7 protein-coding genes are annotated in these 9,886 nt (G+C 70.5%); 3 read left to right on the plus strand and 4 right to left on the minus strand.

The annotated features are described in order from the left end of the window. Positions 1-154 precede the first annotated feature (154 nt). The 3 genes from fahA (at position 155) to ACFW9Z_RS07930 (ending at position 2,438) form a co-directional block, all read left to right on the plus strand. Positions 155-1,384, plus strand: coding sequence for a fumarylacetoacetase (fahA, locus tag ACFW9Z_RS07920; protein ID WP_384636013.1), 1,230 nt, complete (start codon positions 155-157; stop codon positions 1,382-1,384). Next, positions 1,381-2,058, plus strand: coding sequence for a GPP34 family phosphoprotein (locus ACFW9Z_RS07925; RefSeq protein ID WP_384636015.1), 678 nt, complete (start codon positions 1,381-1,383; stop codon positions 2,056-2,058). The genes fahA and ACFW9Z_RS07925 overlap by 4 nt, the downstream gene beginning before the upstream one ends. 119 nt (positions 2,059-2,177) lie before the next feature. Beyond that, positions 2,178-2,438 (plus strand): hypothetical protein, encoded by a 261-nt coding sequence (locus ACFW9Z_RS07930; protein WP_384636018.1) that lies wholly within the window; start codon positions 2,178-2,180, stop codon positions 2,436-2,438. A gap of 25 nt (positions 2,439-2,463) precedes the next feature. On the opposite strand, the gene recQ is transcribed toward ACFW9Z_RS07930, so the two are convergent. The 4 genes from recQ to nuoL all read right to left on the minus strand — a co-directional run bounded on the left by recQ (position 2,464) and on the right by nuoL (position 9,880). After that, a complete protein-coding gene (recQ, locus tag ACFW9Z_RS07935) occupies positions 2,464-4,545 on the minus strand; it encodes a DNA helicase RecQ (protein WP_384636802.1) in 2,082 nt (693 codons plus the stop codon). A 202-nt stretch (positions 4,546-4,747) separates the two neighbouring features. After that, positions 4,748-6,412 (minus strand): NADH-quinone oxidoreductase subunit NuoN, encoded by a 1,665-nt coding sequence (gene nuoN / locus ACFW9Z_RS07940; RefSeq protein WP_384636020.1) that lies wholly within the window; start codon positions 6,410-6,412, stop codon positions 4,748-4,750. Beyond that, positions 6,409-7,980, minus strand: coding sequence for an NADH-quinone oxidoreductase subunit M (locus ACFW9Z_RS07945; RefSeq protein ID WP_384636023.1), 1,572 nt, complete (start codon positions 7,978-7,980; stop codon positions 6,409-6,411). The genes nuoN and ACFW9Z_RS07945 overlap by 4 nt, the downstream gene beginning before the upstream one ends. A gap of 4 nt (positions 7,981-7,984) precedes the next feature. Next, complete coding sequence (gene nuoL, locus ACFW9Z_RS07950; RefSeq protein WP_384636026.1) at positions 7,985-9,880, minus strand: NADH-quinone oxidoreductase subunit L; 1,896 nt, start codon at positions 9,878-9,880, stop codon at positions 7,985-7,987. Positions 9,881-9,886: the final 6 nt, after the last annotated feature.

The raw sequence follows: 9,886 nt of genomic DNA on the forward strand, positions 1-9,886 counted from the left end.
TCCCTGTTACGTGGCCGGGTCCCCCGGATTTCCGGGGGACTCATCGAACTTTCCGGGCAATAGGCACAGTTGGGGATGGTCAGGGCACTGCCGTGGGGCAGTACCTCCGACGTAACGTGTCCTCCACACGACCTGGAAAGCGAGGCAGCAACACATGCCCGAGCAGAGCAGCCCGCTCGACCTGCCCGAGGGCGACCCCTTCGGCCCGCACAACCTTCCGTACGGTGTGTTCTCCGCCCCCGGCCACCCCGAGGACCGCCGGATCGGCGTGCGCATCGGCAACCACGTCCTGGACGCCGGAGCCGCCGCCCACGCGCTCGGCTCCCCCTACGCCGGGCTGCTGGCCCAGCCGACCCTGACCCCGCTGCTCGCGGCAGGCCGCACCGCGTGGCGGGACGTGCGCCGCGCGCTCACCGCCTGGCTGACGGTCCCGGGCCACCGCGCGGACATCGAGCCGCTGCTGCACCCGGTGGACGCGGTGACCCTGCACCTGCCGTACGAGGTCGCGGACTACGTCGACTTCTACGCCAGCGAGCACCACGCCACCAACGTCGGCCGGATCTTCCGGCCGGACGGCGACGCGCTCACCCCGAACTGGAAGCACCTGCCGATCGGTTACCACGGCCGCTCCGGCACCGTCGTGGTCTCCGGTACGGACGTGGTGCGCCCCAGCGGCCAGCGCAAGGCCCCGACCGACCCGGCACCCGTCTTCGGGCCCTCGGTGAAGCTGGACATCGAGGCCGAGGTCGGCTTCGTCGTCGGCGTCCCCTCCGCCCACGGCACCCCGGTCCCGCTCGCCGACTTCCGCGAGCACGTCTTCGGGCTGTCGCTGCTCAACGACTGGTCGGCGCGCGACCTCCAGGCCTGGGAGTACGTGCCGCTCGGCCCGTTCCTCGGCAAGTCCTTCGCCACCTCCGTATCGGCGTGGGTCACCCCGCTGGAGGCCCTGGACGCGGCCCGCACCGCCCCGCCCACCCGGGATGTCCCCCTCCTCCCCTACCTCGACGACTCCGGGGAGGAGGAGCCCGGCGGCTTCGACATCCGGATCTCCGTCGAGATCAACGGCCAGGTCGTCGCCGAGCCGCCGTTCGCCTCGATGTACTGGACGGCCGCCCAGCAGCTCGCCCACATGACGGTCAACGGCGCGTCGCTGCGGACCGGGGACCTGTACGGCTCCGGCACGGTCAGCGGCCCCGAGACCGCGCAGCGCGGCTCGCTCCTGGAGCTCACCTGGAACGGCCGGGACGCGCTGGAACTGCCCGAGGGCAAGCGGACGTTCCTGGAGGACGGCGACACGGTCACGCTGACCGCCTGGGCCCCCGGCCCGCACGGCACCCGCGTGGGCCTGGGCGATGTGACCGGCAGGATCGTCACGGCACCATGACCTCCTCCTCCGCCCTGACCCTGCCCGAGGAACTGATCCTGCTCGCCCTGGACCCGGACCGGGGCAAGCCGATGTGCGAGGCCCGCGATCTCGCGTACGGGACGGCCGGGGCCGTCCTCGCGGAGCTGGAGCTCCAGGGGCGGATACGGGAGGAGAACGGCCGGGTCCAGGTGGTGAACCCACTGGACCCGGCCGACCCGCTCCTCGCGGCCATGCTCCGGACCCTGGACCCACCGGCCAAGGGCCGCCGCCGCTCGGCGATCCGCGCCCGGCGCTGGGTGGGCGACTACGACCGGTACGTCCAGGAGAAGTACCTGGACTCCCTGGTCGAGCGCTTCGTCCTGTCCCGGGAGACCCGCCGCTTCCTGGGCGTGCTCCCGAACCACCGCCACTTCCCGGTCGTACCGGACCTCGCGCGGGACGTCCTCGACCGGTTCGCGGCGGCCGAGGCGGCGGGGTACCCCCACCACCGCGACCGGGTACTGGGCGCCCTGGTCTCCGCGATCGGCCTCGCCGACGACCTGACCCGCCTGGGCCGCACGGGCCGAACGGTCATGAAGGTCATGCGCGCCTCCGAGTGGACCGCCTCGGCCGTCCACTACAACGTGCAGCAGAACGAGTCCGGCAACGGCTGGAGCGGCTACGGCGGGGGCGGGGACAAGGACGAGGACTGAAGGGGGCGCGGAGGAGCACTCCGGTCAGCGGTCAGCGGCACGCGAGGCGATCACACGTTCGGGGGAGCCTCATCCGGTTCCCGGCAACGGGCCCCGCCCGGACCGCAAGACTCCCCGGCATGCCGACACCGACGCACGACGACACCGAAGGGCCCGCGCCGAGGTGGGCGGTCCCGCCCGAGGGCGGCTGGACCGCCGACGACCTGGACACCCTCCCGAATCTTCCCCGGCACACGGAGCTGATCGACGGGAGCCTGGTCACCGGGGCGTACACCTCCACCGGGATCTTCCACGACCGCATGAAGGTGTCGGTGCCGTTCCCCGTCGATCTGGACCTGACCGCTCTCGAGTTCCGCAGCCGGGCGGCGGACCCGGAGTAGCCCCGCCGCCGCCCGGTCCACGCCCTCACTCGTACTCGGGCGGCTCCTCGTCCCAGGCGAACTCGGGGTCGCTGTGCTGCGGGGCGGCCGGGGCTGCGGAAGCCTTCGTACGGGCCGGGGCCGGGGTCGCCGCCGCCGCCGCACGGGGCGCGGGGGCCGGGGCAGTCGGGGCAGGGGTCGTAGAAGCCGTCGGAGACGCCCCCGGGGACGTCTCCGCGAGGACCCCCAGCACCCCCTCCCCGTACGTCGCGAGCTTCTTCTCGCCCAGGCCGCTGATGCCGCCCAGCTCCCCGAGCGACGTCGGGTGGACGGTCGCGATCTCCCTCAGCGTCGCGTCGTGGAAGATCACGTACGCCGGGACGCCCTGCTCCTTGGCCGTCGCGCCGCGCCAGGCGCGCAGGGCCTCGAAGACCGGGACGGCGGAGGCGGGCAGGTCGGCCGCGGCCGTCTTGCCCTTGGCGCCCCGGGAGCCACCGGACGAGGACGACGAGCGGGTCGTGGGCTTCTTGGGCTCCTTGCGGAGCAGGACCTCACGCTCGCGGCCGAGGACCGTGGCGCTCTCGTCGGTGAGGACCAGCGTGCCGTACTCCCCCTCCACCGCGAGCAGGCCCTGAGCCAGCAGTTGGCGTACGACACCGCGCCACTCCGCCTCGGCCAGCTCCTCGCCGATGCCGAAGACGGAGAGCTGGTCGTGGTCGAACTGGATGACCTTGGCGGTCTTGCGGCCCAGCAGGATGTCGATGATCTGGCCCGCGCCGAACTTCTGGTTCCGCTCACGCTTCAACCGCACCACCGTGGAGAGCAGCTTCTGCGAGACGACCGTGCCGTCCCAGGTCTCCGGCGGGGTCAGGCAGGTGTCGCAGTTGCCGCAGTCGGCGGCCGTGGGCTCCTGGCCGAAGTAGGTGAGGAGCTGGGCCCGGCGGCACTGGACCGTCTCGCAGAGCGCCAGCATCGAGTCCAGGTGGGCGGCGGCCCGGCGGCGGTGGGCCTCGTCGCCCTCGCCGCCCTGGATGAGCTTGCGCTGCTGGACGACGTCCTGGAGCCCGTACGCCATCCAGGCCGTCGACGGCTCCCCGTCCCGGCCCGCGCGGCCGGTCTCCTGGTAGTACCCCTCGACGGACTTCGGGAGGTCCAGGTGGGCGACGAAGCGGACGTCCGGCTTGTCGATGCCCATGCCGAAGGCGATGGTCGCGACGACGACGAGCCCCTCCTCGCGGAGGAAGCGCGCCTGGTGGGTGGCGCGGGTCGAGGCGTCCAGGCCCGCGTGGTACGGCACGGCGTTGATGCCGTTGCGGGTCAGATACTCCGCGATCTTCTCCGTGGAGGCGCGCGAGAGACAGTAGACGATGCCCGCGTCCCCGTCGTGCTCCTCCTTGAGGAAGGTGAGGAGCTGCTTCTTGGGGTCGGACTTCGGGACGATCCGGTACTGGATGTTGGGCCGGTCGAAGCTGGCCACGAAGTGCTTCGCGTCCGGCATGCCGAGGCGGCGGGTGATCTCCTGGTGCGTGGCGTCCGTGGCGGTCGCCGTCAGGGCGATGCGCGGGACGTCGGGCCAGCGCTCGCCGAGCACGGACAGGGCCAGGTAGTCCGGGCGGAAGTCGTGGCCCCACTGGGCGACGCAGTGCGCCTCGTCGATCGCGAAGACGGAGATCTCGCCCCGGGCCAGCAGGGAGAGCGTGGAGTCCAGCCGCAGCCGCTCCGGCGCCAGGTAGAGCAGGTCCAGCTCCCCCACGAGGAACTGCGCCTCCATCGAGCGGCGCTCGTCGAAGTCCTGCGTGGAGTTCATGAAACCGGCCCGCACACCGAGCGCGCGCAGGGCGTCGACCTGGTCCTGCATGAGGGCGATCAGCGGGGAGACGACGACCCCGGTGCCCCGCCTGACCAGGGACGGGATCTGGTAGCAGAGGGACTTTCCGCCGCCGGTCGGCATGAGCACGACGGCGTCGCCGCCGGACACCACATGCTCGATGACCGCGCCCTGCTCGCCGCGGAACGCGTCGTATCCGAAGACCCGGTGCAGCGTCCGCCGCGCCTCGGTCTCGGTGCGGTCGCCCGTTCCGCCGTCGGTGTCGGTCCCGTTGCCGGTCACCGTCCCGGTCACATCCATGGTCACGCTTTCCAATGCTCTGTCCCCCGGGGTCCGCGCCGTCCGGTCCGCGATCCGTGATCCCGCCCCGTCCGCACCGCCCGGCCCTTGTCCGTCTGCTGTCCGTCCGCTCTCCGTCCCCGACCACGATAGGCGCCTCCTACGACAACGCCGGACGGTCTGTGGATAAAGACCGTCCGGCGCTGTCCGAGGAGCGTTCCGCCTACCGCACGAAGACCCCCGCCTGGCCCGCCAGGTCCAGGAAGTACTGCGGGGCCAGGCCCAGCACCAGCGTGACCGCCACACCCACCGCGATCGTCGTCATCGTCAGCGGGGACGGGACGGCGACCGTGGGGCCGTCCGCCTTCGGCTCGCTGAAGAACATCAGGACGATGACGCGGATGTAGAAGAAGGCCGCGATGGCCGACGAGATCACACCGACGACGACCAGCGCACCCGCACCGCTCTCGGCCGCCGCCTTGAAGACGGCGAACTTCCCGGAGAAGCCCGAGGTGAGCGGGATGCCCGCGAAGGCCAGCAGGAACACCGCGAAGACCGCGGCGACCAGCGGCGAGCGGCGGCCGAGCCCGGCCCACTTCGACAGGTGGGTGGCCTCGCCGCCCGCGTCCCGTACCAGCGTGACGACCGCGAACGCGCCGACCGTGACGAAGGAGTACGCGCCCAGGTAGAAGAGGACCGAGGAGACCCCCTCCGGGCTGGTCGCGATGACACCCGCGAGGATGAAGCCCGCGTGCGCGATCGAGGAGTAGGCGAGCAGCCGCTTGATGTCGGTCTGGGTGATCGCGACGACCGCCCCGCCCAGCATCGTGATGATGGCGACGGCCCACAGCACCGGCCGCAGGTCCCAGGTGAGCCCGGGGAGCACCACGTACAGCAGGCGCAGCAGCGCACCGAACGCGGCGACCTTGGTGGCGGCGGCCATGAAGCCGGTGACCGGGGTCGGGGCGCCCTGGTAGACGTCCGGGGTCCACATGTGGAACGGGACGGCGCCGACCTTGAAGAGCAGGCCGGTCAGGATCATCGCGCCGCCGATGAGGAGCAGCGCGTCGTTGCCCATGGTTCCGGCGAGGGCCGGGTCGATCTCCAGGACCGAGCCGTCGACGACGTTGGCGATGGTGGCGTACGAGAGGGAGCCCGCGTAGCCGTAGAGGAGGGCGATCCCGAAGAGCATGAACGCCGAGGAGAACGCGCCGAGCAGGAAGTACTTCACGGCCGCCTCCTGGGACATCAGCCGCTTGCGGCGGGCGATGGCGCACAGGAGGTAGAGCGGGAGCGAGAAGACTTCCAGCGCGATGAAGAGGGTCAGCAGATCGTTGGCGGCGGGGAAGACGATCAGGCCCGCCACCGAGAAGAGGGTCAGCGGGAAGACCTCGGTGGTGGTGAAGCCCGCGCGGACGGCGGCCTTCTCGGCGTCGCTGCCGGGCACCGTACCGGCCTGGGCGGCGAAGGAGTCGACCTTCCTGCCGTGGGCCGTGGGGTCGAGCCGCCGTTCGGCGAAGGTGAAGACGGCCACCACGGCGACCAGGAGGATGGTCCCCTGGAGGAACAGGGTGGGTCCGTCGATCGCGATGGCGCCCATGGCCGCGATCTGGGCCTTGGTGGTGCCGTACCCGCCGGCCGCGAGGGAGACCACGGCGGCGAACGCGGCGGCCAGCGCCACCACGGTCAGCAGGAGCTGGGTGTGGTAGCGGGCCCTGCGCGGGACGAACGCCTCCACCAGGATGCCCAGGACGGCGGCGACCACGATGATCAGGACGGGTGCGAGCTGGGCGTACTCGATCGTGGGCGCCGTGAAGCGGTCCCCCGGAGCTGCGAATGTCACCCCGCTCGCCGTCGTCCACAGGTTGTGGACAGCTGTTGCGCTCACTTGGCGGCCTCCACCTCGGGCTGGGGGTCCTTCTTCTGTACGTCGGACATGGTGTGCTTGACCGCCGGGTTGACGACCTCGGTGAGCGGCTTCGGGAAGACGCCCAGGAAGATCAGGAGGGCGATCAGCGGTACGGCGACCGCCAGCTCACGCACCTTGAGGTCGGGCATGGTCCTCACCGACTCGTTGACCGGTCCGGTCATCGTCCGCTGGTAGAGGACGAGGACGTAGATCGCGGCGAGCACGATGCCGGAGGTGGCGATGATCCCGGCCACCGGGTAGGCGCTGAACGTGCCGACGAGGACCAGGAACTCACTGACGAACGGGGCGAGCCCCGGCAGCGACAGCGTCGCCAGACCGCCGATGAGGAAGGTGCCCGCCAGCACGGGGGCGACCTTCTGCACCCCGCCGTAGTCCGCGATGAGCCGCGAGCCGCGCCGGGTGATGAGGAATCCGGCGACCAGCAGCAGCGCGGCGGTGGAGATGCCGTGGTTGACCATGTAGAGCGTGGCGCCCGACTGGCCCTGGCTGGTCATCGCGAAGATGCCCAGGATGATGAAGCCGAAGTGCGAGATCGAGGCGTAGGCGATGAGCCGCTTGATGTCGCGCTGGCCGACCGCGAGCAGCGCTCCGTAGACGATGGAGACGAGCGCCAGGGCGATGACGACCGGGGTCGCCCACTTGCTGGCCTCCGGGAAGAGCCCGAGGCAGAAGCGGAGCATCGCGAAGGTGCCGACCTTGTCGACGATCGCGGTGATGAGCACGGCGACCGGTGCGGTCGCCTCGCCCATCGCGTTGGGCAGCCAGGTGTGGAGCGGCCACAGCGGGGCCTTGATCGCGAAGGCGAGGAAGAACCCGAGGAAGAGCCACCGCTCGGTGCTGGTCGCCATCTCCAGGGTGCCGGCCGCGCGGGCCTCGGTGATCTCGGAGAGCGAGAAGCTGCCCGCGACCACGTAGAGCCCGATGACGGCGGCCAGCATGATCAGGCCGCCGGCCAGGTTGTAGAGGAGGAACTTGACCGCCGCGTACGAGCGTTGCTTCGCGGCGTTCTCGTCGCTGCCCGCGTGGGCTCGGTCGCCGAAGCCGCCGATGAGGAAGTACATCGGGATGAGCATGGCTTCGAACAGGATGTAGAAGAGGAAGACGTCGGTCGCGAGGAACGACAGGATCACCATGGCCTCGACCATGAGGATCAGGGCGAAGAAGCCCTGGGTGGGGCGCCAGCGCGAGGACTTCGTCTCCAGGGGGTCGGCGTCGTGCCAGCCGGCCGCGATGACGAAGGGGATCAGCAGCGCGGTGAGCCCGAGGAGGGCCACCCCGATGCCGTCCACGCCGAGTTCGTACCGGACGCCGAAGTCGGCGATCCAGGAGCGGGACTCGGTGAGCTGGTAGCGGTCGCCGCCCGGTTCGAAGCGGGCGAAGACGACGCCCGCCAGGACGAGCGTGCCCAGCGAGAAGAACAGCGCGACCCATTTGGCCACGGTGCGCTGTGCGGCGGGGACGGCGGCGGTGGCGATGGCTCCGATGGCCGGGAGCGCCGCCGTCGCGGTCAGGAGGGGAAAGGACATGTGATCAGACCGCCCTCATCAGCAGGGTCGCGGCGATGACGACCGCCGCACCGCCGAACATCGAGACCGCGTAGGTGCGGGCGTAGCCGTTCTGCAGCTTGCGCAGCCGGCCGGAGAGCCCGCCGACCGATGCGGCCGTGCCGTTGACGACGCCGTCGACCAGGGAGTGGTCGACGTAGACCAGCGAGCGGGTGAGGTGCTCGCCGCCGCGGACCAGGACCACGTGGTTGAAGTCGTCCTGGAGCAGGTCGCGGCGGGCCGCCCGGGTGAGCAGCGAGCCGCGCGGAGCCACGACGGGCACCGGCTTGCGCCCGTACATCGTCCAGGCGATCGCGACCCCGATGACCAGGGCCACGACGGTGGCTCCGGTGACGGTGGCCACGCTCAGCGGGGAGTGCCCGTGGTCGTAACCGGTGACCGGCTGGAGCCAGTTGACGAAGCGGTCACCGATGGCGAAGAAGCCACCGGCGAAGACCGAACCGACGGCCAGCACGATCATCGGGACCGTCATGGACTTCGGGGACTCGTGCGGGTGCGGCTCATGGCCCTCTGCGTCGGGCTGCCAGCGCTTCTCACCGAAGAAGGTCATCAGCATCACGCGCGTCATGTAGAACGCGGTGATCGCGGCACCCAGCAGGGCGACGGAGCCGAAGATCCAGCCCTCGGTGCCGCCCTTGGCGAAGGCCGCCTCGATGATCTTGTCCTTGGAGAAGAAGCCGGACAGGCCCGGGAAGCCGATGATGGCGAGATAGCCGAGGCCGAAGGTGACGAAGGTGACCGGCATGTACTTCCGCAGGCCGCCGTACTTGCGCATGTCGACTTCGTCGTTCATGCCGTGCATCACCGAACCGGCCCCCAGGAAGAGCCCGGCCTTGAAGAAGCCGTGCGTCACCAGGTGCATGATCGCGAAGATGTAGCCGATCGGGCCGAGGCCCGCGGCCAGGATCATGTAGCCGATCTGCGACATCGTGGAGCCCGCGAGCGCCTTCTTGATGTCGTCCTTGGCGCAACCGACGATCGCACCGAAGATCAGCGTGACAGCGCCGACGATGGCGACGACCAGCTGGGCGTCCGGGGCACCGTTGAAGATGGCGCCGGAGCGGACGATCAGATAGACACCGGCGGTGACCATGGTCGCGGCGTGGATGAGGGCGGAGACCGGGGTCGGGCCCTCCATCGCGTCGCCGAGCCAGGACTGCAGCGGCACCTGGGCCGACTTGCCGCAGGCGGCCAGCAGCAGCATCAGGCCGATGGCTGTCAGCTTGCCCTCGCTGGTGTCACCGGTCGCCTCCAGCACCGGCCCGAAGGCGAAGGTGCCGAAGGTGGTGAACATCAGCATGATGGCGATCGAGAGGCCCACGTCACCGACGCGGTTGACCAGGAACGCCTTCTTCGCGGCGGTGGCCGCGCTGGGCTTGTGCTGCCAGAAGCCGATGAGCAGGTACGACGCCAGACCGACGCCCTCCCACCCGACGTACAGCAGCAGGTAGTTGTCGGCGATGACGAGGATCAGCATCGCCGCGAGGAACAGGTTGAGATAGCCGAAGAAGCGGCGCCTGCGCTCGTCGTGCTCCATGTAGCCGATGGAGTAGATGTGGATCAGCGTTCCCACACCGGTGATGAGCAGGACGAACGTCATCGACAGCTGGTCGAGCTGGAAGGCGATGTCGGCCTGGAAGCCCTCCACCGGAATCCAGCTGAACAGGTGCTGGTGCAGGGCCCGGTCCTCGGCGCCCTTCCCCAGCATGTCGGTGAAGAGGACGACACCGACGACGAACGAGGCGGCGGCGAGCACGGTGCCGAGCCAGTGCCCGGTCTTGTCGAGCCGACGGCCGCCGCAGAGCAGGACCACCGCTCCGAGCAGGGGCGCCGCGACGAGCAGCGCGATCAGGTTCTCCACGATTCC

This window comes from Streptomyces sp. NPDC059452, assembly GCF_042750035.1.
Lineage (GTDB): Bacteria > Actinomycetota > Actinomycetes > Streptomycetales > Streptomycetaceae > Streptomyces.